The following is a 22,233-nucleotide window of genomic DNA, read 5'->3' as shown; positions in this document are numbered from 1 at the left end:
CGACCGGCGCCTGACCGGGAGACTTCAGCCATGCGGACGATCGACTGGGTGGACGGCCGGATCATCGCGATCGAGCAGACCCTGCTGCCGGACGTCGTGACGACGTTGCGGATCGACACGGTCGACCAGCTCGTCGACGCGATCAGGAGACTGGCGATCCGGGGCGCGCCCGCGCTGGGCGTCGCCGGCGCGCTCGGGGTGGCGCTGGCCGCCGGCGGTGGCGGGGACGTGCGCGCGGAGGCGGCGCGGTTGCGGGCCGCCAGGCCGACGGCGGTGAACCTCGCCTGGGGCGTGGACCGGGTGCTGGCCCGGCTCGACGACGGCCTCGACGCGGTGGTCGCCGAGGCCGTCCACGTCCTCGAAGACGACATCCGCCGCAACCGCGCGCTGGGGTTGCGCGGCGCGCAGTGGCTGGTCGAGCGGCTCGGCGGACCGGTCAACGTGCAGACCCACTGCAACGCGGGCGCCCTGGCGTGCGTCGAGTGGGGCACCGCCCTCGGCGTGGTGCGGGCGTTGCACGAGAACGGCGCGCTGGGCCACGTCTACGTGGACGAGACGCGCCCGCTGCTGCAGGGCAGCCGGTTGACGGCGTGGGAACTCGCCGGGATGGGCGTCGCGCACACCGTCGTGGTCGACTCGGCGGGACCGACGGTGATCGCCAAGGGCCTGGCCGACGCGGTCGTGGTCGGCGCGGACCGGATCGCGGCCAACGGCGACGTGGTCAACAAGATCGGCACCTACCCGCTGGCGCTGGCCGCGGCGCGGGCAGGCATCCCGTTCGTCGTCGCGGCGCCCGAGTCGACCATCGACCTGGCCACCCCCGACGGCGCGCACGTCGAGATCGAGGTGCGGGACCCGGCGGAGGTCGTCGGGGACCGCGCGACCGCCGCGCTGAACTTCGCCTTCGACGTCACCCCGGCCGACCTGGTCACGGCCATCGTCACCGACGAACGGACGATCTGTGGAAAACCGCTGGGCTGAAACGGAAACGCACTCCGACGAGCTGGACGCGTGCGTCTACGGGTCGCGGCTGCTCGGCCGCGAGCCGGACCTCGTGCTGCACGGCGGCGGCAACACCTCGGTCAAGACGTCCACCGCGGACATCACCGGCCGTCCGGTGGACGTGCTGCACGTCAAGGGGAGCGGCTGGGACCTCGCGACCATCGAGCGGGCCGGGTTCGCACCGCTGCGGCTGGACCGCCTGCGCGAGCTGCTGACGGTGCCCAGCCTGCCGGACTCCGCGATGATGAACGAGCTGCGCTGCGCGTTGCTGGACGCGAACGCGCCCGACCCGAGCGTGGAGACGCTGCTGCACGCGGTGCTGCCGCACCCGGCCGTGCTGCACAGCCACGCCGACGCCGTGATCACGTTGACCAACCTGGACAAACCGCTGGTGGAGGAGGTCTTCGGCGACCGCGTCGTGGTGATCCCCTACGTGATGCCGGGGTTCGCCCTCGCCCGCGCGTGCGCGGAGATCTTCCCCCGGCACGTCGGCGAGCGCACCATCGGCGTGGTGCTGCTCAACCACGGCCTGTTCACGTTCGGGGAGGACACCAGGCAGGCCTACGACCGGCACGTCGAGCTGGTCGGCGACGCCGAGGCGTACCTGTCCCGGCACCGGCCCGAGCGGAGGTCCGTGCCCGCGCCCCCGGTCGACCGCCACCGGCTCGCCGGTCTCCGCAGGCGGATCTCGGACGTCGCCGGCGCGCCGATGATCGTGAGCCGGCACGCCGACGCCGCCACGATGGCCTTCGTCGCCCGGCCGGACCTCGCCGACGTGGCCACGCGGGGCCCGGCGACCCCAGACCACGTGATCCGCACCAAGCGCGTCCCGCTGATCGGCGACGACGTCGACGGCTACGCGGCCGACTACCGCCGGTACTTCGACGAGCACGCGGGACCGGGCCTGACCATGCTCGACCCGGCGCCGCGCGTCGTGCTCGACCCCGGGCTCGGCATGCTCTCGGTCGGCAGGCGGGCCAAGGACGCCGACATCGCCCACGACGTCTACGCCCACACGATCGACGTCATCGAGCGGGGGGAGGAGCTGGGCGGGTACCGCGCGTTGCCGCCGGGAGACCTCTTCGACATGGAGTACTGGGAGCTGGAGCAGGCCAAGCTGCGGCTCTCCGGCGCGCCGGCAGAGTTCACCGGCGAGGTCGCGCTGGTCACCGGCGCGGCGTCCGGCATCGGCCGGGCGTGCGTCGACGCGCTGCGGGCCAAGGGCGCGAGCGTGATCGGCCTCGACCTCACGCCGACCGAGAGCCGCGCGGACTACCTCGGCCTCCAGGTCGACGTCACCGACCCGGCCGCGGTCGAGGCCGCGATCGACCGGGGCGTGGCGCGGTTCGGCGGGCTGGACGTGCTGGTCGCGTCCGCCGGGGTGTTCCCGGCCAACACCCCGATCGCCGAGCTGGACCCGGCCACGTGGCGGCACGCGATGTCGGTCAACGCGGACGCGATCGCCGTCCTGTTCGCCAAGGCGCACCCGCTGCTCAAGCTCGCGCCGCGCGGCGGGCGGGTGGTGGTCGTGGCCTCCAAGAACGTGCCCGCCCCCGGACCGGGCGCGGCGGCGTACTCGGCCTCGAAGGCGGCGGTCACGCAACTGGCCAGGGTCGCCGCGCTGGAGTGGGCGGCCGACGGCATCAGGGTCAACGCGGTCCACCCGGACGCGGTCTTCGACACCGGCCTGTGGACCGCCGAGGTGCTCGCCCGGCGCGCCGAGCACTACGGCCTGAGCGTCGAGGCCTACAAGCGGCGCAACCTGCTGGGCGCCGAGATCACCAGCGCGGCGGTCGGCCGGGTGATCGCGGAGCTGTGCTCGGACACCTTCGCCTGCACCACGGGTGCGCAGGTGCCGGTCGACGGGGGGAACGAGCGGGTGGTCTGACGCCACCGCCGGCTCGTCGCCTCGACCACCCGGTCGACCCAGGTCCGCCCGCCGCGTCCTCTGTGGACGGACCTGGGCCGACCGGTGGCGTCGTCCGGCGCCGACCCCGGTCGCGGGCCCGGTGGTCAGGCGAGCGGGATGTCGTGGCCGGGGCCCCGCTCGTCCTGCGGGCGGGGCCCGAAGTAGCGGCGGTCGGCTTCGTCGATGCGCACGTCGTTGATGCTTGCCTCGCGGCGGCTCATCAGGCCGTTGTCGGCGAACTCCCACAGCTCGTTGCCGTAGGAGCGGGACCACCGGCCCTCCGCGTCGCGCCACTCGTACTGGAAGCGGACGGCGATGCGGTTGCCGCGGAAACCCCACAGGCTCTTGCGCAGGACGTAGTCGAGTTCGCGAGCCCACTTCGCGGTGAGGAACTCGACGATCTCCGCGCGGCCGGTGACGAAGACGTCGCGGTTGCGCCACACCGAGTCCTCGGTGTACGCGAGGGCGACGCGGTGCGGGTCGCGGGTGTTCCAGGCGTCTTCGGCGGCTTGGACCTTGGCCAGGGCGCCGTCGACGTCGAACGGCGGGAACGGCGGGCGTGCGTCGGTCATGGCTGGGCTGTCCTTCGCGGTGCGGTGAGCGGCGGGTTGTAGGGGGACGGGGCCACGGAGTCGGCCCGCAGCGGCAGCAGTCGGCCGGCGACCACGTGCCGGGGGGTGAAGTGGACGCGGCGGCCGGTGCGGTCGTCGTCGCCGGGAACGCCCGGACGGGTCCACTCCACTTCGGCCCGGCCGGACAGGTGCAGGGTGTGGCCGGTGGCGAAGTCGCAGAACAGCAGCGCGGCGTCGGGGTCGGACCGGAGGTTGCCGAGGGTGTTGAACATGTTGTTGCCCGAGTAGTCCGGCCACCGCAGCCCCCCGTCCTCGACGCGGACGAATCCGGGCGCCCCGCCGCGGTGCGACGCGTCGTTGCCGCGGGTGGGGTGGGTGGTGCCGACCAGGAAGGTGTCGGACCGGCGGATCAGGTCGACGTCGTCCGGCGCGAGGTCCGTGCCGCGTCGGACCGGCGCGGCGCTCCTGGATGTGCCGGGCGCGCTGTGGAGGCGTCGGGCCTGGATGTACTGGGGGCAGTTGCCGTACGCCTGCTCCACCTCGACGCGCAGTTCGTCCCCGGCGTCGGTCAGGGCGCCGTTGACGCGCAAACGTCTGCGGGTGGCGAACTCGACCACGATCAGACCGGCGGGCTGGTCCGCCGGCAGGCCGCGGAGCGGATCGCCCTCGGCCGGCGACGTCCGCACCGTGAGGGTGGTGGGGGAGTCGACGCGGAGGAACCCCGGCGGCCCGGTGAGCGGTGAGAGCCACAGCGAGCCGCCGGTGTCGCGTGCGGTGATCGCGGCGAAGGCGCGCTCCGCCAGGAACCGCGTCGCCCCGCCGCTCAGCCGGGAGGGCGCCACCATGCCCGCGAGCCGGGCAGCGTCCCTCGAGACGCCCGCGCGGCGCTGCACGGCCAACTCGCCCTCGTGGAAGCCCGCGGTGTCGGGATCGGTCATGCGGGAGCACTCCTTCGATCACCGGTTCTGACGTTTGCGCGCGTCAGCAACCGTTAGAAGGACCATGGCACGCGCACCCGCCCGTTGTCAACGGATGAAGACCTCTGCAACCGTTAGAAGTGGAGTAGCCTCGACGGCATGGACACGGACGCGCCGCTGCTGGGCGAGCCGCTCCCGGTGGAGTTGATGAACACCGTCTGGGCCGACCGCGACGGCGTGCACGACGCGCTGCGCGATCCCGACGGCACCAGGGCCTGGCTGCGCGCCGTCTGCGCCAGGACGGACCTGATGACCCCGGGCGACCTCGACGCGCTCACCGCGTCCGACCTCGACCGCCTCGGCCACCGGTTGATCGGCCTGCGCGACGCGCTGCGCCGGCTGGCGACCGAGGCCACCGGGGACCCGCGCCCGGCAGCCGCCTCCGACACCCGCGGCCTCGAAGCGGCCGTGACCGAGCTCAACCGGGCCGCCGGTCACACGCCCCACTGGTCGGCGCTGTCCTGGACGCCCGGCCAGGTCCCCTCACGTCACGCGCGCACCGGCGGGCAGGCCGCCTCCGCCGCCGTCTCCGCCATCGCCGAGGACGCCGTCGCGCTCTTCAGCCAGGACACCCGCCACCAGCTGCGCGCCTGCCTCGGCCCCGGCTGCGTCCTGTACTTCCTCAAGCACCACCCCCGTCGGGAGTGGTGCTCGGCGGGCTGCGGCAACCGCGCTCGTTCCGCCCGCCACTACCAGCGCCACCGCGGCGTGACGGCCTGACCGCCGCACCGCCCCGTCGCCGACCGGGCTCGCCGGCCGACCTCGCTCCAGGGCTGGTCGGGGAGAGTCGCGGCGTGGGCGGCGAGGCCGTCCGCCATCTGGTGCATGACGCGGTGCATGACGCGCTTCGCCGGCCGCCCCAGTCCCCGGCGGGCGCGGTAGGTGCCGTGCCGGTGGATCGCCGTGCCGCCGCCGGCCGTGGGTGCGAGGCCGACGACCGCCCGGTGCGGAACGCGCGCACCGCGCCGACGGGGTCCCGACCGTCGGGATCGGGCCACTCCGAAACCGGGCGACGTGCCCGGCGCGGGACGTGCGCCGGATTGGCGCGGTTCGCGCCCGTTCGATGCGGAGCCGGGTGAGGTGCCGGTGGGGCGTCCCGCCGGTCGCCGCGCGGAAGACGCGGACGAAGTGGCACGCGCGGAGGTGGACTTCGGCGGCGATGGCGGCCGGCGTCAACGGCTCGGCCGGCCGCGTGCTCCGGCCCCGCGGGGCAAAGGCCGCCTGCCACGGCACTGGTGCGACATCGCCACCGGTAACGTCGTGGAGGAGCTCGTTCCCCGATCGGACGGCCTGACGGCGACCAGGAGAACCCGTGGCAGACGCACCAAGGCGGTCGTACGTGGACGAGATCTGCGAGCTCGTCGGGTGGCGGGCCGGCGATTTCCGGCCGGAGCTGGACTGGGCCACCGTCGAGCGCGAGCTGGGAACACCGCTCCCCGGCGACTACAAGGAGTTCCTCACGAGGTTCCCCTCCGGTGGTTTCCGCGGCGCCATCCAGTTCTTCAACCCCGGTCAGAGCGCCGAGGAGTGCGCGAACGTCAAGGCGCACAACGACGAACTGCTGGAGATCTTCGGCGACGAGGACCTCGACTACCTGCGAGGTGTCCCGTACCGGCTGTTCCCCGAGCCCGGTGGCCTCTACCCGTGGGGGACCAACGGAGCTGGGGGAACGTTCTGGTGGATCACCGACTCGGCGGACCCGGACGACTGGCGGGTCGCCTACAACAACCGGGACTCCTGGCACGAGGAGCATCCCGGGCCGATGACGAGCGCCATCCGCGACCTGCTGGTGAGCACCGGCGAGGACAACCTCCTCCGGTGGGACATGGCGGGCAAGCCGGTGGACTTCGGCGGCCACTGGGCCGGCGGGTACGTCTCCCACCCGGGCTGAGGCGCGCGCGCCTGTGCCCGCGATCGCACGCCCTGGCATCCCGGCGGCCGGAACGTCGAACGGCAGCACTCCCGAGTTCGGCTACCGACCGCGGTGCTCGAGGAGGCCTTCGACCCCGAGGAGGAACGTCTCGCCGATCGGTTTCGGGTCGGTCAGGCAGCCTGCTGCCATGGCGCCGTCCCGCAGCATGACGAAGTGGCGGGCGGCGGCTTCCGGGTCGGTTTCCCCGGTGGCGTCGAGGAGTTCGGTGATCGTGGCCAGGAACCACTGCCGGTGCCTGAGGACCGCCTGGTGGACCGGGTGGGTCGGGTGGGGGTACTCGGCGGCGGCGTTGAGGAAGGCGCAGCCCCGGAAGTCGGGGCGCTGGATGTCGTCGGCGATGGACCGGGCGACGGTGCGGACGACGTCGTCGGGGGAGAGGCCCTGCGTCCGGGCGGCGTCCACGCGCGCGCGGATCGCCTCGTCGGCCAGCGTCAGGTAGGCGACGACGAGGTCGTCCTTGCCCGGGAAGTGCCGGTACAGGGTGGCTCGGGTGACCCCCGCGGCGGCGATGATGCGGTCGATGCCCACCGAGTGGAGCCCTTCGGCGTAGAACAGCCCGCCGGCCGTGGTGAGCAGCCGCGTTCGCGCTTCCGACATCCGCTTCCCCCTTCGAGGCCCGGTCCCGAGGTTAGCAGATAGAACGGTCGGTCTTGACAGGCGCGCGAACCTGCCGCACGCTCTCAGGTGTACCGATCGTTCTGTCTACCTCGAGCCGTCACCCGCCTCGATCGTCGAAAGAGGAACCCGATGTCCAGCTCCACCCAAGCCGGCAACCCGGTCGCCGAGATCGCCGGCAGCGCCAAGGCGCTGCGAAACCTCTACTACGTCCGATTCGGCTTCGCGATCGTCTGGACCGGCCTGCTCTCCCTCACCGCCTCGACGCTCACCCCCGTCGGCATCGCGCTGCTGGTGGCCTACCCGCTGTTCGACGTCGCCGCCGCCGTGATCGACTTCCGCTCCTCGAACGCCGCGCGACCTCGGGTGGCGCTCTACGCCAACATGGCGTTGAGCCTGCTCGCCGCCATCGGGTTGGCCGTCGCCGCCACCTCCGGCATCCCGGGCGTTCTGCGGGTGTGGGGCGCTTGGGCGATCACGGCGGGGATCGTGCAGCTGATCGTGGCGGTCCTGCGCCACCGGCTGGGCGGCCAGTGGGCGATGATCCTCAGCGGTGGGCTCTCCGCGGTCGCCGGCACGACCTTCATCGCGCAGGCCGCCGGGACGACGGCGACGCTCACCAACGTCGCCGGTTACGCGGCCGTGGGCGGCGTCTTCTTCCTGATCTCGGCGATCCGCCTGCACCGCCGCGGTCGGTGAGGACGCGGCGGTGCGGGCGGGCCGTGGTTCACGCGATCGCGTTCAAGCGGGACATGTCCTCGTCGGTCAGCCGCAACCCGGCGGCGGCCACGTTCTCCGCCACGTGCGCCGGATTGCCGGTGCCGGGGATGGCGAGGACGTTCGGACCCTGGTGGAGCGTCCAGGCCAGGCGGACCTGGGCGGCGGTGGCGTCGTGCGCCTTCGCGACGTCCGCGATCACGTCCTCGCCGGTCCCGTCGGCCGCCCCGAACGGCGACGCGCCGGGGATCGCCGCCCCGATGGCGAAGAACGGCACGAACGCGACGTCGTGCGCCGCGCACAGCTCGACGAGCGCGTCGTCCTCGCGGCGCGTGACGAGCCCGTACTGGTTCTGGACGCACACCACCGGCGCGATCGCGAGGGCCTCCTCCAGGTGCTCGACGCCCACGTTCGAGATGCCGAGGTGCCGGATGAGACCTTCCTGCCGAAGCTCGGCGAGCGCGCCGAAGCGGTCCGCGATGGAGCCCTCGCCCCGTTCGAGCCCCCGCCCGATGCGGAGGTTGACGACGTCGAGGTGGTCGAGGCCGAGCTGGCGGATGTTCTCCTCGACCTGGCCGCGGAGGCCTTTCCCGTCCTCGACGTGGAGCCAGTCGCCGGACGGGTCGCGGCCGGGGCCGACCTTGGTGGTGATGACCAGGTCGTCCGGGTAGGGCGCGAGGGCGGTGTTGATCAGCTCGTTGGCGGAGCGCAGCGCGGAGAAGTAGAAGGCGGCGGTGTCGATGTGGTTGACACCCAGCTCGACGGCTTTCCGGAGGACCTCGATGGCCCGCCCGCGGTCGCTGGGGCCGCCGTCGGCGTCGCTCATCAGCCGCATCGCCCCGAAGCCGAGGCGGTTGACCGTCCGGTCGCCGAGTTCCCAGGTGCCGGCGGCCGTCGCGTCGATCGTTGTGCTCATGGCTCCAGCTTCGGTCCTGCGGGTGCGGCCCGCCGCGAACGGCAACTTCCTGCCGACGTGGGCGGTGGGGTTGCGCCGTGCGCAGACTGGGTGGCATGAGCCTCGATTTCGTGCCCGTCCTCCACGGTGACGAGGAGCTGTTCAACCGGACGGCCCACCTGTTCGCGACGGCGACCGAGATCACGTGCGCCGCGAGGGACCTGAACACCTTCGCGGTGACGCGGCGACGCCGCGATGACGTCCACCCGGCGCCGATGCCGAGGCTGCGCAAGCTGTACCGGCCGGAGGCGCTGCTGAACCCGTCGATGGCGCAGCACCTCCGCGCCGCCTCGTCGCGGGGCGCGGCGGTGCGGATCACGCGCGACGACATCAACGAGACGATCATCATCGACCGCCGGCTCGCGATCCTGGCGGGTGACGTGGTGGACGGCCGCCGCGGCTACGGCGTCGTGACGGAGCCGACGGTGGTGCAGAACGTGGCGTCCCTGTTCGACGCCGCGTGGCGCTCGGCGACCGACCTCGCGGTGTACGACGCCCAGCACGCGGAGCTGCGCGCGCTCGCGCCGCGGGTGCTGGAGCTGCTGGCATCGGGCTGCAAGGACGAGACGGCGGCCCGCGCGCTCGGCCTCGGCGTGCGGACCTACCGGCGGCGGGTGGCGGAACTGATGGCCGTCCTGGGCGCGGACTCCCGCTTCCAGGCCGGGGCGAGGGCCCGCGACCTCGGTCTGATCTGAGCCGGACGCCGTGCGGAAGAGCCGATCCGCACGGTGACGCGGGCGCTGTGCGTCCGTTGACCTCGCACTTCGTCCACAGGCGTGAGGCCGCGCCCTCGTGCGGCTCCTCGTGTGCTGTCCGGAGATGGGCCGGCCGAGCTGGGGGTCGAGGCGGGTGCGGAGCCGCGTGACATCGAGGTCTTCCTGACCCCGGCCGAAGAGCTCCACTGCGGTCGGCCCGCCGAGTCCCGGGTGCCGCGGCCACCGATCACGCGCTCCCGCGACGCGCGTCGACCTCGTCGGAGGAGGCCGGCCACTTCCGGCACGTGGACGTCGCCCCGACCCCGGGCTACTGGTTCGACAGCTACGTCCCGTCCCCTCATCGGCCCGGACCGGCTCCGGTGATCGCGTCGCGGGGTCGCCCGCTCCGCCGGGTCAGCCGCGGCCGGGGTGGACCAGGAACGGGTTCGAGCCGTCGGACCAGCCGAGGAACCGCAGGCCCGCGCCGTGCCGCGCCGTTCCGGCCGCCGTGAAACGGCCGCCGTGGAGCACGTGCAGCAGACCGTCGACCGCCGGCTGGAGCACGGTGCCGCGCGCCTCGCCCGCCAACCTCTCCGCCTGGGCGAGCCGCACGGCCGGCTCGCAGAAGCTGAGCAGGAACAGGGCCTGCCGCCACGCGTAGGCGGCGTTCTTCACCTGGATCAACGCCGCGTGCCGGTGGTCCGGGCGCTGGTCGAGCCGGCGGACGAGCCAACCGAACGCGCGCCACGCCAACTCCGGCGCGCGTTCGCGCACCTCGTCGGTCAGGTCCAGGCCGTCGATCAGCACGGCGAGGTTGTGCGTGGTCAGGATCTGGCTCTGCTCCAGCAGCATGCCGTTCGCCGCGACCGAGCCACCGGAGGCGCCCGCCCGCTCCCGGCACAGCGCCGTGAAGTCCGGCGCGGTCCGCTTGCCCCAGCGCAGCACCGTGCGCGGTGGCTCGGACCAGTCCGCCGGCAGGTCGTAGTAGTTCGCGTAGGGGGTGTCGGCCAGCAGCCGGCTCGCCACCACCGCGGCGTCGCGCCACTTGGCGGTGAAGCTGCCCGTGAAGATGTCCGCGGCCACCTCCTCCACGAGCGGCAAGTCCAGCGCGGCCTGCTTCGCCAGCGTCCTGAGCTCGGTCACCAGCGGGTTCGGCAGCAGCGCGTGAGGGAACGCGGTCAGCGCCAGCATCGTGACCTGCCGCAGCGCGCCGTACGCCGCCGCCGCGCCGTCCGGCCGAGGTGACCGGTGCGGCTCCAGCGCCCGCACCCACGGCAGCTCGGTGAACCGCACCTGGTGTTCGAGGTTGAGCAGCAGCAGGCCGCGGCGACGCCGGAACGCCGTGTAGGTCTGCTCGTACAGCCCCGCCACGACCGGGTCGTCGATCGCCGTGCCGAGCAGCCGCGAGGTGAGCTGCGGCAGCACGACCGCCAGCGTTTCCCCGGACGTGATCACGCCGAGGCGCACCAGCTCGTCCACCGGTGCTTCCAGCGCTCGCGCCGCCTTGTGCACCAGGCGGTCCGGCATCGTCGTGCCGCGGGGGACCTCGGCGGTCGTCTCGGCTTCGGACACCTCGGCCGACGCGACGTCGAGCGACGGCAGGCCGCCGTCGGCCGGGTACCGGTCCAGCCTGCTCGCGAGCACACCGGCGAGCGCGGCCTTGGTCGGCGCCGCGACGGACGCCGCCCCGGCGGTGCGCCACGCGTCGCGGTGGTCGGACTCCGGCGCGCCCCGGCGGCTCACCGTGTTGGCGATGGCGCGGCGGAGCCGGCCGACCTCCCGCGCGGTGAGCGCGTCGCTGCCGTCCGGACAGGACTCCAGGGCGTGGCGCAGTCTCGCGAAGTTGTTCTTCGGGTTGGTCTGCCTGCCCGAGAGCGCGTGGGTGCGGGACGCCTCGGCGAAGTCCGCGCGCCACTGGGCCCTCGCCGCCGCCCACTCGGCCGGCCACGTGCGACACGGCCAACCGCCGCGCACGGTCCCGTCCGCGTCGAGGTGCGGCAGCTCGCCGTCGACGGTGCGACACCACAACGCGACCAGCCGGTCGTACAGCGGGTCCCACACGGTCAGCGTGTCGCGCATCGCGGTGATCCGCGCCGGCACCCGCACGGAGCGCAGCGACGCGGCTGCGTCCTCCACCGACGTGAGGCGGACGGCGGCGTCCGACGGCCGGGCGACCGGCGCGAAGCGCGGCGTCAGCCGAAGCCGGTGCATCAGCGGGCGCAGCTCGGCGATCAGGTCGAGGGCCCGCTCCGGGAAACCCGTGTCCAGCAGCAACGCGACGACCGGCAGGGCCGCGTCCTCCGGCACCTCGACCCGGTAGTGCCCGTCGCGGATCGCGTCGAGCAGCCCGGCCTGGCCGGCGTCGCCGAGGTACCAGAGGTTGAGCCGTTCCCGGGCGTTCCGGCCGGGCACGTCGTCCGGGAGGGACGCGACGCGGGCCGTCTCGTCCTCGGACAACGGCGCCTCGGCCAGGTACCGGCCGGTCGCGAAGCCGCCGTGCGCGACTTCGAGCGTCACCCACGCCGGGGTGTTCGCGACTGGGGTGCGGGAGCCGACCGCGAGCGTGCCGTCGGTCATCCCGTTGACGACGTCCTCCCAGCGCCGCACCTCGCGCAACGCGCGCTCACCGTCGGCCTCGGCGCGCGCGGAGGCCACCGCGGCCAACGCCCGCGCCAGCCGACCGGTCGCGTACCCGGAGGAAGCGGTGCGGATCTGGTCGGACACGGTGGACTCCACGGTTGGTGGACATGGAGGCGGGAATCGAACCCGCGCCCTCCCCGTCCGGAGCGGGGCGATCTGCCACTGATCTACTCCATGAGATTGCCGGATCGTATCGGCCGCGCAGGCCCGTCGCTCCCGATTTACCCCGGGCCGCTTCCATCGATCGCGAACCCGGCTTCCGGGAGAGCCGGGGAGGCGAGCGCGCCGCGGTCACGTCGTGGTTCCACACCCGCACGGGCCCGCGATCCTCCTGCGTTATCGCCGTTGTCGGCACGTCGCTCGGGGCGTTGCGGTTGGATCGGGCGGATGACGGATCGGATCTCGCCGCGGCAGTTCCACGAGGCCGAGGGCGTCGAGGACTGGCGGGTGCTGTTCTCCGGGGCGTGCGCGCACTTCCGCGCCGACTCGTTCACGGCGGGTGTCGCCTTGGTGGACGCCATCGGCAGGCTCGCCGCGGGCCGCGACCCGGAGGTCGACCTCCGGCCGACAGGCGTGACGGTGTGCCTGCCGCCGGTGGGCTTCGGCGGCCAGGACGGCGGAGACGTCGAGCTGGCCCGGCGGATCTCGGCGGCGGCGCGCGAGTCGGGGCTGACTGCCGACCCGGCCGCCGTGCAGACCGTCCAGATCTCCGTCGACGCGCTCGTCACCGACGAGGTGATGCCGTTCTGGCGGGCCGTGCTCGGGTACGAGCAGGTCGGCGACGAGGACCTGCTCGACCCGCGTCGCCGGGGACCGTCGCTGTGGTTCCAGGGGATGGACGTCCCGCGCCCGCAACGCAACCGGATCCACGTCGACGTCTCCGTGCCGCACGACCAGGCCGAGGCGCGGGTCGCGGCGGCGATCGCCGCCGGCGGGCGTCTCGTGAGCGACCGGCACGCGCCCGAGTGGTGGACGCTGGCCGATGCCGAGGGCAACGAGGTCGACGTGGCCACCTGGGTGGGCCGCGAGTAGGGACGCCGGAGCCAGGGCGAAGCGAGCAGTGAGCAGCAAGGCGACAACCGGTGTGACATCGCCGGTGAGGTGCGCCTACCGTTGTCGGGTGCCGGTGTTCGACTGCGACGGAGCCGACAGCCTGCGCGAGGCCGTGGTCCGCCCCGTCGACCGGTGGCCGACCGGCTACGGACGCGGCACCTGGCCGGGGTTCACCGACGGCTTGACCGACCACCTGCTCACCGCGGAGCACCCGCTCGTCACCCTGGTGCTCCACGGTCTCGACCACGTCCGCGACAGGGACCAGGACGCCGTCTCCACCCTGCTGGACCTCCTGGCAGCCGCCGCCCGGTGGCACCTGTCGTTCGGTCGGCGGCTGATCTGCCTCATCGAGACCAACGACGTCGAACGGGACCTCGGTGTCCTCGGCGGAGAGCAGCCCGGGTGGACCCGGCACGAGTTCCGACTCGTCCACCGCTCCGCCGAGCGGTTACCACCGTGGATCACGTCCTGGAGCCACCACCAGCCCATCACGCCGTCATGCCGATGAGCGGACGTCCCCCGGCTCGTTGGAGTGCCATGATTGGCGGCGATGAGCAGCGAACAGGATTCCGACTTCGTTCTCGGTGAAGTCCGCCGGCATCACCTGACGCAGGTGAACGCCGTGCTTCGTCGTCCCGGCCTGTACGGCAGGGATGAGATGGCCGAAAGGCTTCTGCTGGAGGCGATGGCCGCCGTGGATGGAAGCCTGGAGCTGTGGCGGAGTGAGTGTGATGGACTGCGCGAACGCGACGCGTTCGCTGCGGCGGGCGTCGCGGGTGCCTACAGCAACGTTCTGCCGGCGGATGCCTTGCGTGATGCCACGGCTTCCGTTTACGCCGGGATCGCCCATCGCCTCGGTTGGCTCGAACTCGATCGGGCGTTGCCGGAAGCGGAGTTCCAGCGGTTGAGCCGGGATGTCGGCGAGTGGGTGGAGCAGGACCGGACCCTGTCGGAGGTCCTCGGGACGTTCGGGCCCCCGTCGCTGCGGATCGGCGGAACCGACCCTCTCTGCTCCAAGACCCTTGCCTACACCACGGCCGATCGCGACCGAGACCTGATCTGCTTCCACCTGTGGAACGCCTTCGCGAACACGACACCCGAGACAGGGCTACGGGGAGCGGACGCCGAGCCGGTGGTCCTCGCCGTACGTCATCGGCCAGGCAAGTTTCCCGGCTCGTTCTCGTTCACCCCGGAGGGTCTGCACCGCAGGCCCACCGCCGATCAGCGGAGCCCGCGCAGGTCGACCGTCTGGGTCTTCCACGGTGACCGCGGCCGGTACGCCTCCGGGGTGTTCGACACCCTGGACGCCGGACTCGCCTGGGCCGCCGAGCGCCAGGTCACCGGGATCCTGGCCGAATACGCACACGGAGGCGCCTACGACGTCGCGGTCGGCGAAGGCCGCTTCACGCCGACGAAGGCACACCACGGCACCGCCGACCACGTCGCGGCCTTCGGTCCCGGGCTACGTCACATCCACCTGATCGACGGCCGTCGCGATTGACGCAGGCATCCGGTCATGCCGGGTGCCGGGTGCAGGGTGCCGACGAACGTCCGCTTCCGCCGATGCGCGGACGTTCGACGCTACTACCGGTCCCTACCGGAACGACCGGACAGGAGCGGCTTCAGGTCGATCTCGCCTTCACCAGGTTGGCTCGTATCGTCCTGGTCGTGGGATGGTCGGAACCGAGCACTCGCTCGGCATCCGCCAACGTCGCCTCGTAGAGCGGGATCGCCCGGTTCGGATCACCCGCCGACCAGTAGGCGCCGGCGAGGTTGCTCCGCGAGATCAGTGTGTCCGGGTGGTCAGGGCCCCATATCCGTTCCTCGTCGGCGACGGTGGCCTCGAGGAGCGGGATCGCCCGGCCAAGATCACCTGCAGACGCGTAGGCGTACGCCAGGTTGTTGCGCGACGTCAGTGTGTTCGGGTGGTCGGCGCCGAGCACCCGTTCGGAGACGGTGAGCGTCGTCTCGTACAGCGGGATCGCCTGCCTCGGATCGCCCACCGACTGGTAGCCGAAGGCCAGGCTGATCCGCGAGGCCAGCGTGTCCGGATGCTCGGGACCTAACAACCGCTCCCGAGCGGTGAGGGTCGTCTTGTAGAGCGGGATCGCCCGGCCCGGGTCCCCCGCCCACTCGTAGGCGCTGGCCACTTTGCTCCGCAAGGACAGAGTGTCCGGGTGGTCAGGGCCCAACACCCGCTCATGATCGACGAGGGTGGCCTCGAAGAGCGGGATCGCCCGGCCCGGATCGCCGGCAGCCAGGTAGGCGCCGGCCAACGTGCTCCGGGAGTTCAGCGTGTCCGGGTGGTCGGGGTCCAGCACCCGCTCGCGGTCGGCGAGGGTGGCTTCGTAGAGCGGGATCGCCCGACCCGGATCGCCCGCCGTCCAGTAGGCGCCGGCCAGGTTGTTGCGGGAGTTCAGCGTGTCCGGGTGGTCGGGACCCAACACCCGCTCGCGATCGGCGAGGGTGGCCTCGAAGAGCGGGATCGCCCGACCCGGATCGCCCGCCCTCCAGTAGGCGCCGGCCAGGTTGTTCCGGGAACTCAGCGTGTCCGGGTGGTCGGGACCCAACACCCGCTCGCGATCGGCGAGGGTGGCCTCGAAGAGCGGGATCGCCCGACCCGGATCGCCCGCCGTCCAGTAGGCGCCGGCCAGGTTGTTCCGGGAGCTCAGCGTGTCCGGGTGGTCGGGGCCCGACACCCGCTCGAAGTCGGCGAGGGTGGCCTCGAACAGCGGGATCGCCCGACCCAGGTCACCCGCCGCCCGATGAGCGTAAGCCAGGTTGTTCCGGGAGCTCAGCGTGTCCGGATGATCGGGACTCAACACCCGCTCACGGTCCACGAGAGTGGCTTCGTGGAGCGGGATCGCCCGGCCCAGGTCACCCGCCGTCTGATAAGCGTTGGCCAGGTTGTTCCGCGCGGTCAGCGTGTTCGGGTGGTCAAGACCCAACACCCGCTCGCAGTCGGCGAGGGTGGCCTCGAACAGCGGGATCGCCCGACCCAGGTCACCCGCCGACTCGTAGGCATGGGCCAGATTGCCCCGCAAGGACAGGGTGCCCGGGTGGTCGGGGCCGTTGAGGCGGTGTTGGCTGTCTGCGGCGCGGGCGTAGAAGGCGATGGCGGTGCCGAGGTCGCCTTGGTCCTGCAGGTAGAGCCCCAGATTATTGAGGAGGTGGCTGGTCGGGACAGTGTCGGTGTCGGGTGCGGCGTGGCCGAGCAGGCTCCGTGCGTGAGGAAGGATCATCCGGTATGTGGGCCAGGCGACGGGATCGTGCGGGCCGGGACCGGTGATGGCAACGGTCAGGGCGGTGGTGGCCGCGTCGCGTGCGGTGGTGATGTCGGCGGGTTGTCGGTGGCGGTCGGTCGGGTCCGGAGTGCGGGTGACCGCCTGGACCAGGCGGTGCACGGCCACCGCATCCGCGGTCAGGCTGATCATGTTGTAGGCCGCCAGGCGACCCAACGCCTCCGACAGCTCCGGCTCGTCCGCCAGTCCGCCCGCCCTCAGCAGGGCTCGGGGGATTCCGTCCGGCGCGTACCAGGCCAGCTGCCGCAGCACCTTCCCCGCGGCGGGAGTGTCGGTCAGGCGGTCGAGGGTGACGTGCCAGACCCGCGCCATCGTGCGCTGCGCGTCACCGCCCTCCGCCGTCGCGGTGAACATCCGCGCTGGGAACCGCGCCAACAAGTCGAGATAGTCGACCGGTGTGATGCGGTTCTGCGCGATGTATGCGCCGGCCTGCTCCACCGCCAACGGCAACCACCCCACCTCCGCGCACAACCGGTCCCCGTCATCCAGGTCGGCCTGCGGCCACTCCGACCGCACGATCCGGATCAGCAACTCCACCGCCTCGCGCTCTGACAGCACGTCCAGCGGCACCGTCTCCACCGACCGCCAGCCGGAGCGCCGACGGCTGGTGATCACCACCGTGCCCGTGCGCACCCGACCCAGCAGGCCTTCCACGTCCCCGGGCGTGGTCACGTTGTCCAGGACCAGCAGCCAGTCGTCATGGGTCGACAGCCACCGCACACCCAACTCGACACGCTGCTCCCACGGCAACACCGCCACCTCGGGCGCCACCGCGCCGGCCAGGTCCGCCAACCCCGCATCCACCGCCGACACCGAATCCGCCGTCACCCACCACACCAACGAGAACCGCCCGGCGTGCAGTTCGGCGAACCGGGCGGCCAGCGTGCTCTTGCCGACACCTCCCAAACCGTGCACCGCCACCACCACCGCGCGAGCACCCGGCCTGACCACCGCCGACTCCAGCCGCGTCAACTCCTCCACCCTGCCCACGAACACACCCGCCGCCGCCGGGACACGCCCCACACCCGGCGCCGCCGCACGCGACTCCATCGTCGGCACACCCGAACCGCCCACCACCAGGTCCCCGTGCACGACGCCCACCGCGGTCCCGCCGACACCGCCCACCCCACCGGTGATCGACACCGGTCCGGCCGTCACACCCGACGCGGGGCGGCCTATCCCCACGCCGGCGACGAAGGGTCCGGCGGAACACCACCGATGTGCCCGAGGTTCACCCCCACCGTCGGGCCGGAACCGGAACCACCCGACACGCCACCGGAGACGATCACGCCCCGACCCGTGGCCGTCTGCGAACCACCGGGTCCGACAGCAGCTTGATCCCCGGCAACGGAGGCACGACCCTGCCGTACCGCGACCACCAACGCCACCGCACCGACCAGCAGGCCACCGATGCCCGCGACCCAACTCAAGCCCTCCACCACCGGCCGGGCACTGTGCCCTTCATCACCGAGCCACCCCACCAACTCGAACCGCACCACCACCCACACCGCAACCCCGCTCATGGCCGCACCGGCGACCGCCAACCACCGGCCACGCCGACGCGCGCCCATACGACCCCCTCACGTCCACAGCACAACCATCCTGCACCGACCAGACGCTGACCGACCACGAAACCGCGACACCAGACCTGGAATTCCACAGCGCCACGAATGCGCTCTCATGCCGTATCTGGTGTGCCGTCACGCCTGGCTAGACGGGCTCGACCGAGCCGTCATCCACGACGATGTACAGCTCGATGTTGAGAGCCGCCCGGATCTCGGGCCGCACTCGTTCAGCCGCCCTCCGAGCTGAAGCAGGGACGACAAGCGCATAGCGCCGGCTGCTGGAGCTTGGCTCCATCCGACGGAGAAGCTGACCGTAGGCGGTGTCGATGTCAAGACCGGGTGATCCGGTACGTCCCTTCGCTTCAGCCAGCAAGGTGACCCCGTCGCGTTCGGCGACGACGTCGACGTACCCGACCTCCGTACGCACCGACCACCCCTCGCGACGAAGCCACGATGCGAACGCCTTGACGACGTCGGACTCGATCACTCGACTGGCCTTCCACCTCGGACGAGCACATTCGGCCACGGTCTGCCCACCGCCGCCGCGGACCGCGTGCCGGGGCTTGCCTCGTGGAGATGGTGGTTCGTGAATACCGTATCGGGTGTTGATGATGTAGTGGCGCGGTTGGCGGCTTCGGCCTACCTCGGTGGGTTCACCGGGGCGTCGCGAGTCCACTCCGAGTCCGACCTGCGGTTGTTCTTCGCCTGGTGCGCGGAGCGGGGACTGGCGCCGCTGTCGGTCGGGCGGGCGCAGGTGGAGCTGTACGTGCGGTGGGTGCAGGAGGTCCGCCGGTTCATAGAACCACCATGCGCTACGACCGCGCCCGCAAGAACCTCGACCGTCACCCCGACTACATCCTCGCCGCCTACGTGGCCTCAGCCACCTGACCACCACACGGTCATGCCGAGTAGCGGATGAGTGATTCGATCTTGGGCGAAGTCGGTGGCCTGCGAGATCGATCTTGTCCGATGCCTGCCCTGTCCCGCTCGAGGTGGAGGGGCGGGGACCGTGGACCGTACCAACGGCGCCGACGCCTCAGCCACCTCATGCGGAGATGATCGCGCAAACCCGAGACGAGGCACGATCTGCTCCTGCCGCCGACCGGGTGCTCCGACTTGCCCGCACATGCCGATGAGCGGACCTTCGCGGCAGCGGGCGGCACTCCACGTCTTCCGATCACCGGTCAACTGCGGCGTACGCTCTCGAGCCGGCCTTGGAGGGTCAGCGTGATCGGGTGGTCCGGGCCCACGACGCGCTCGAAGTCGGCGAGGACGGCTTCGAGCAGGGGAATCGCCCGACCCAGGTGGCCGGCGTCCCAGTAGGCGTTGGCGAGGCTGGTCCGTGAGCCCAGTGTGTCCGGGTGGTCGGGACCGAGCACGCGCTCGCGGGCGGCGAGGGTGGCTTCGAGCATCGGAATCGCACGGTCCGAGTCACCGGTGGCCAGATAGGCGACGGCGAGGTTGTTGCGGGAGGTCGACGTGTCCGGGTGGTCGGGCCCCAGGACCCGCTCGCGGTCGGCGAGGACCGCTCTGTGCAGCGGGATGGCTCGCCCCGGGGCACCGGCGAGCTGGTAGGTGTAGGCCAGGTTGTTGCGGGACGCCAAGGTGTTCGGGTGGTCGGGACCGAGGACGCGCTCGAAGCCTGCGAGGGCGGCTTCGTACAACCGGATCGCTCGGCCCGGATCACCGGCGGCCTCGTAGGCGTGGGCGAGGTTGTTGCGGGACACCAAGGTGTTCGGGTGGTCGGGGCCCATGACCCGCTCGCGGTCGGTGAGGACCGCTCTGTGCAGCGGGATCGCCCGGTCGAGGTCACCGGTGAGCTGGTAGACACAGGCGAGGTTGTTGCGGGAGTCCAGCGCGTGGGGGTGGTCGGGGCCCAGGACGCGCTCGCGGTCGGCGATGACGGCTTCGAGCAGCGGGATCGCGCGATCCGGGTCACCGGCGACGTGGTAGGCGTAGGCGAGGTTGTTGCGGGAGGTCAGCGCGTGGGGGTGGTCGGGGCCCAGGACGCGCTCGCGGTCGGCGAGGGTGGCTTCGAGCAGCGGGATCGCCCGACCCGGGTCGCCGGCGGTTTCGTAGGCGAGGGCGAGGTTGTTGCGGGAGGTCAGCGTGACCAGGTGGTCGGGGCCCAGGACGCGCTCGGAGTCGGCGAGGTTGGCTTCGTACAGCGGGATCGCCCGACCGGAATCACCGGCGGCCCGGTAGGCGTTGGCGAGGTTGCCGCGGAAGGGCAGCGTGTCCGGGTGGTCGGGACCCAGGACACGCACGCCGTCGGCGAGTGCGGCTTCGTAAAGCGGGATCGCCCGACCCAGGTCGCCGGCGGTCTCGTAGGCGTAGGCGAGGTTGTTGCGGGAGGTCGACGTGTCCGGGTGGTCGGGGCCCAGGACGCGCTCGCGGTCGGCGAGGACGGCTTCGAGCAGCGGGATCGCCCGACCGGAATCACCGGCGGCCCGGTAGGCGTTGGCGAGGTTGCCGCGGGCGGTCAGCGTCTCCGGGTGGTCGGGTCCGTGGAGACGCTGGCAGATGTGGACGGCGCGGGCGTGGTGGGTGACGGCGGTGTCGGGTTCGCCCCGGCTGTCCAGGTAGTGGCCGAGTCGGGCCAGGAGGTGAGTGGTGTGGGGAATGTCGGTGTCGGGGGTGGTGTGCCCGAGCAGGGCGCGGGCGTGGGGAAGCACCTGTTGGTAGCGGGGCCAGTCGGCAGGTGACCGCGGGTCGAGCTCGGTCACGGTGTTCGACAGGATGGCGGCTGCGGCGTCGCGGGCTGCGGCGACGTCCTCTGGGCGGCGATGGGGGTCGTGGGGGTCCTGGGTGCGGGTGACGGCCTGGACCAGTCGGTGCACCGACACCGTCGCCCCGGTCAGGGTGATCATGCTGTAGGCGGCGAGACGTCCCAACGCCTCGTGCACGTCGGGTTCCTCGCTGAGACCGGCGAGGAAGTCGCGGGGGATGCCGTGCGGCGCCCACCACGCCACCACCCGCAACACGTCGCCCGCCAGCGGGGTGTCGGCCAGTCGGTCCAGGGTCACGTGCCACACCCGGGCCATCGTCCGCCGTACGTCCCCGCCCTCCCGCGCGGCGGTGAGCATCCGCGCCGGGAACCTGCCCAGCAGATCCAGGTACGCGGTCGGGTTGACCCGGCTCTGGGCCAGGTAGGCCGCCGCCTGCTCGATCGCCAGCGGCAGGAACCCCAACTCCGCGCACAACACGTCCGCGCCGGACAGGTCGGCGTCGGGCCATTCGGCCCGCACCAACCGGTCCAGCAGGTTCGCTGCCTGCCCGGCCGTGAGCACGTCCAGCACCACGGTGGAGATCCCGCGCCAGCCGGTGCCCTGGCGGCTGGTGATCACCACCGTGCCCGTGCGAACCCGCTCCAACAACCCCGCCGCGTCGGCCGGCGTGGTCAGGTTGTCCAACACCAGCAGCCATTCGTCGTGCGTGGCCAGCCAACGGACACCCAACTCGACGCGCTGTTCCGCCGGCAGCACCGCCGCCTCCGGCGCGATCGCGACGGCCAGGTCCGCGAGCCCGGCCTCGATCGCCGCAGGCGAGTCCGCGACCACCCACCACACGAGCGAGAACCGGTTCGTGTGCACCTCGGCGAACCGGGCGGCCAACGTGGACTTGCCCACCCCGCCCAGACCGTGCACCGCCACCACGACCGCACGACCACCCGCCCGGGAGACGGCGGCGTCCAACCGCGCCAACTCCTCCGACCGGCCCACGAACACGTCCGCACTCGCCGGAACACGACCCACACCCACGACCGCGGACACCGACTCCATCACCGGCACCACCGGCGGAGCCTGCACCGTGAGGTCACGGGCCGCCTGGTTGACGACCGAACCAGCCGCAGCCACGCCGACCTGTCTCACCAAGCCGAGGCCACCATCGTCCCCCGAACCGGCCACCACCCACCCCGAACCTCAACCACCACCGACCAACCGCCAACAGAACCCACTCGCACGACCCGCCACAACGCACAACTGCGGACACCGTCGATTCGAGACCAGCCGAACACCCGCTCGTGCCGCTGAAACGGGCGTCGCGCAACGACGCACGAGCCGACGATCGGCGGGGGTACCCGTACGTGCACGGCCCTGGGTATGCACGTCGCCGTTCGTGGATGGCTCGAGTTCGACGACAGTCAGCGTCGGCTGGTCGAGGAGGTTCTGGCCCGGTCGGACGACGACGAACACCGATCGGTGCGCTCACCGGCATGAGCACGCGTTCGTCGAGCGTTCGGTGATGCCGCGCCCGCCGTCCCGGTTCGGGCGAAGTATGACTCGATCGGGTGAAGC

General features: G+C 72.3%; 17 protein-coding genes and 1 tRNA gene. 9 read left to right on the top strand and 9 right to left on the bottom strand.

The genetic code is table 11. The features are described 5' to 3' along the window. The first annotated feature begins 30 nt into the window (after nt 1-30). On the top strand, nt 31-981 hold the full coding sequence (gene mtnA, locus AB0H12_RS17740; RefSeq protein WP_499623895.1) for an S-methyl-5-thioribose-1-phosphate isomerase: 951 nt from the start codon (nt 31-33) through the stop codon (nt 979-981). Further along, nucleotides 962-2,890, top strand: coding sequence for a bifunctional aldolase/short-chain dehydrogenase (locus AB0H12_RS17735; protein ID WP_499623894.1), 1,929 nt, complete (start codon nt 962-964; stop codon nt 2,888-2,890). Before mtnA ends, AB0H12_RS17735 begins: the two co-directional genes overlap by 20 nt. A 125-nt stretch (nt 2,891-3,015) precedes the next feature. Here AB0H12_RS17735 and AB0H12_RS17730 read toward each other — a convergent pair whose 3' ends face one another. Beyond that, a complete protein-coding gene (locus AB0H12_RS17730) occupies nt 3,016-3,483 on the bottom strand; it encodes a nuclear transport factor 2 family protein (RefSeq protein ID WP_499623893.1) in 468 nt (155 codons plus the stop codon). After that, a complete protein-coding gene (locus AB0H12_RS17725; RefSeq protein WP_499623892.1) occupies nt 3,480-4,421 on the bottom strand; it encodes a pyridoxamine 5'-phosphate oxidase family protein in 942 nt (313 codons plus the stop codon). Before AB0H12_RS17725 ends, AB0H12_RS17730 begins: the two co-directional genes overlap by 4 nt. A 138-nt stretch (nt 4,422-4,559) precedes the next feature. Here AB0H12_RS17725 and AB0H12_RS17720 point away from each other — a divergent pair, with 138 nt between their 5' ends. Beyond that, entirely contained in the window at nt 4,560-5,180 is a 621-nt protein-coding gene (locus AB0H12_RS17720; RefSeq protein WP_499623891.1) for a CGNR zinc finger domain-containing protein, read from the top strand. Between the two features lie 592 nt (nt 5,181-5,772). After that, nucleotides 5,773-6,351, top strand: a complete 579-nt coding sequence (locus AB0H12_RS17715) for an SMI1/KNR4 family protein (protein WP_499623890.1) — start codon at nt 5,773-5,775, stop codon at nt 6,349-6,351. 81 nt (nt 6,352-6,432) lie between these two features. On the opposite strand, the gene AB0H12_RS17710 is transcribed toward AB0H12_RS17715, so the two are convergent. Further along, the gene (locus AB0H12_RS17710) at nt 6,433-6,990 is read right to left on the bottom strand and encodes a TetR/AcrR family transcriptional regulator (protein ID WP_499623889.1); all 558 of its coding nucleotides are present in this window, start codon (nt 6,988-6,990) and stop codon (nt 6,433-6,435) included. Nucleotides 6,991-7,140: 150 nt separating this feature from the next. Between AB0H12_RS17710 and AB0H12_RS17705 the strand changes: the two genes are divergently transcribed. Further along, nucleotides 7,141-7,707 carry a hypothetical protein gene (locus AB0H12_RS17705; protein ID WP_499623888.1) on the top strand — a complete coding sequence of 189 codons (567 nt, stop codon included), beginning with the start codon at nt 7,141-7,143 and terminating at the stop codon, nt 7,705-7,707. A gap of 28 nt (nt 7,708-7,735) precedes the next feature. Here the strand turns inward: AB0H12_RS17705 and AB0H12_RS17700 are convergent, their stop codons facing one another. Continuing rightward, entirely contained in the window at nt 7,736-8,641 is a 906-nt protein-coding gene (locus AB0H12_RS17700; RefSeq protein WP_499623887.1) for an oxidoreductase, read from the bottom strand. A 95-nt stretch (nt 8,642-8,736) separates the two neighbouring features. Between AB0H12_RS17700 and AB0H12_RS17695 the strand changes: the two genes are divergently transcribed. Further along, nucleotides 8,737-9,375: a DNA-binding response regulator gene (locus AB0H12_RS17695; RefSeq protein WP_499623886.1), complete on the top strand. Its 639-nt coding sequence runs from the start codon at nt 8,737-8,739 to the stop codon at nt 9,373-9,375. A 414-nt stretch (nt 9,376-9,789) separates the two neighbouring features. Here the strand turns inward: AB0H12_RS17695 and AB0H12_RS17690 are convergent, their stop codons facing one another. After that, nucleotides 9,790-12,099, bottom strand: coding sequence for a hypothetical protein (locus AB0H12_RS17690; protein ID WP_499623885.1), 2,310 nt, complete (start codon nt 12,097-12,099; stop codon nt 9,790-9,792). Nucleotides 12,100-12,117: 18 nt separating this feature from the next. After that, nucleotides 12,118-12,192: transfer RNA gene (locus AB0H12_RS17685), tRNA-Arg, on the bottom strand. Between the two features lie 210 nt (nt 12,193-12,402). Here AB0H12_RS17685 and AB0H12_RS17680 point away from each other — a divergent pair. The 3 genes from AB0H12_RS17680 to AB0H12_RS17670 all read left to right on the top strand — a co-directional run bounded on the left by AB0H12_RS17680 (nt 12,403) and on the right by AB0H12_RS17670 (nt 14,569). Further along, a complete protein-coding gene (locus AB0H12_RS17680) occupies nt 12,403-13,047 on the top strand; it encodes a 4a-hydroxytetrahydrobiopterin dehydratase (protein ID WP_499623884.1) in 645 nt (214 codons plus the stop codon). Between the two features lie 88 nt (nt 13,048-13,135). Further along, the gene (locus AB0H12_RS17675) at nt 13,136-13,576 is read left to right on the top strand and encodes a barstar family protein (protein WP_499623883.1); all 441 of its coding nucleotides are present in this window, start codon (nt 13,136-13,138) and stop codon (nt 13,574-13,576) included. A gap of 42 nt (nt 13,577-13,618) precedes the next feature. Continuing rightward, a complete protein-coding gene (locus tag AB0H12_RS17670; RefSeq protein WP_499623882.1) occupies nt 13,619-14,569 on the top strand; it encodes a DUF7710 domain-containing protein in 951 nt (316 codons plus the stop codon). Nucleotides 14,570-14,690: 121 nt separating this feature from the next. Here AB0H12_RS17670 and AB0H12_RS17665 read toward each other — a convergent pair whose 3' ends face one another. The 3 genes from AB0H12_RS17665 to AB0H12_RS17655 form a co-directional block, all read right to left on the bottom strand. Beyond that, nucleotides 14,691-17,513 (bottom strand): tetratricopeptide repeat protein, encoded by a 2,823-nt coding sequence (locus AB0H12_RS17665; RefSeq protein ID WP_499623880.1) that lies wholly within the window; start codon nt 17,511-17,513, stop codon nt 14,691-14,693. 567 nt (nt 17,514-18,080) lie between these two features. Further along, complete coding sequence (locus AB0H12_RS17660) at nt 18,081-18,422, bottom strand: hypothetical protein (protein ID WP_499623879.1); 342 nt, start codon at nt 18,420-18,422, stop codon at nt 18,081-18,083. Nucleotides 18,423-19,119: 697 nt separating this feature from the next. After that, nucleotides 19,120-21,792, bottom strand: coding sequence for a tetratricopeptide repeat protein (locus AB0H12_RS17655; protein ID WP_499623878.1), 2,673 nt, complete (start codon nt 21,790-21,792; stop codon nt 19,120-19,122). Nucleotides 21,793-22,233 lie beyond the last annotated feature (441 nt).

This window comes from Actinosynnema sp. NPDC023794 (assembly GCF_040639675.1).
In the GTDB taxonomy this organism is placed as follows: domain Bacteria; phylum Actinomycetota; class Actinomycetes; order Mycobacteriales; family Pseudonocardiaceae; genus Actinosynnema; species Actinosynnema luteola.
The sequence above is the reverse complement of the archived record's forward strand: the minus strand, read 5'-3'. Positions and strand labels throughout refer to the sequence as shown.

What these genes read in the sequence shown, in the direction of transcription:
- AB0H12_RS17670 (WP_499623882.1), top strand. Translation starts at nt 13,619, where the DNA reads ATGAGCAGCGAACAGGATTCCGACTTCGTTCTCGGTGAAGTCCGCCGG.
- AB0H12_RS17710 (WP_499623889.1), bottom strand. Translation starts at nt 6,990, where the DNA reads ATGTCGGAAGCGCGAACGCGGCTGCTCACCACGGCCGGCGGGCTGTTC.
- AB0H12_RS17720 (WP_499623891.1), top strand. Translation starts at nt 4,560, where the DNA reads ATGGACACGGACGCGCCGCTGCTGGGCGAGCCGCTCCCGGTGGAGTTG.
- AB0H12_RS17680 (WP_499623884.1), top strand. Translation starts at nt 12,403, where the DNA reads ATGACGGATCGGATCTCGCCGCGGCAGTTCCACGAGGCCGAGGGCGTC.
- AB0H12_RS17700 (WP_499623887.1), bottom strand. Translation starts at nt 8,641, where the DNA reads ATGAGCACAACGATCGACGCGACGGCCGCCGGCACCTGGGAACTCGGC.
- AB0H12_RS17730 (WP_499623893.1), bottom strand. Translation starts at nt 3,483, where the DNA reads ATGACCGACGCACGCCCGCCGTTCCCGCCGTTCGACGTCGACGGCGCC.
- AB0H12_RS17725 (WP_499623892.1), bottom strand. Translation starts at nt 4,421, where the DNA reads ATGACCGATCCCGACACCGCGGGCTTCCACGAGGGCGAGTTGGCCGTG.
- AB0H12_RS17695 (WP_499623886.1), top strand. Translation starts at nt 8,737, where the DNA reads ATGAGCCTCGATTTCGTGCCCGTCCTCCACGGTGACGAGGAGCTGTTC.
- AB0H12_RS17705 (WP_499623888.1), top strand. Translation starts at nt 7,141, where the DNA reads ATGTCCAGCTCCACCCAAGCCGGCAACCCGGTCGCCGAGATCGCCGGC.
- mtnA (WP_499623895.1), top strand. Translation starts at nt 31, where the DNA reads ATGCGGACGATCGACTGGGTGGACGGCCGGATCATCGCGATCGAGCAG.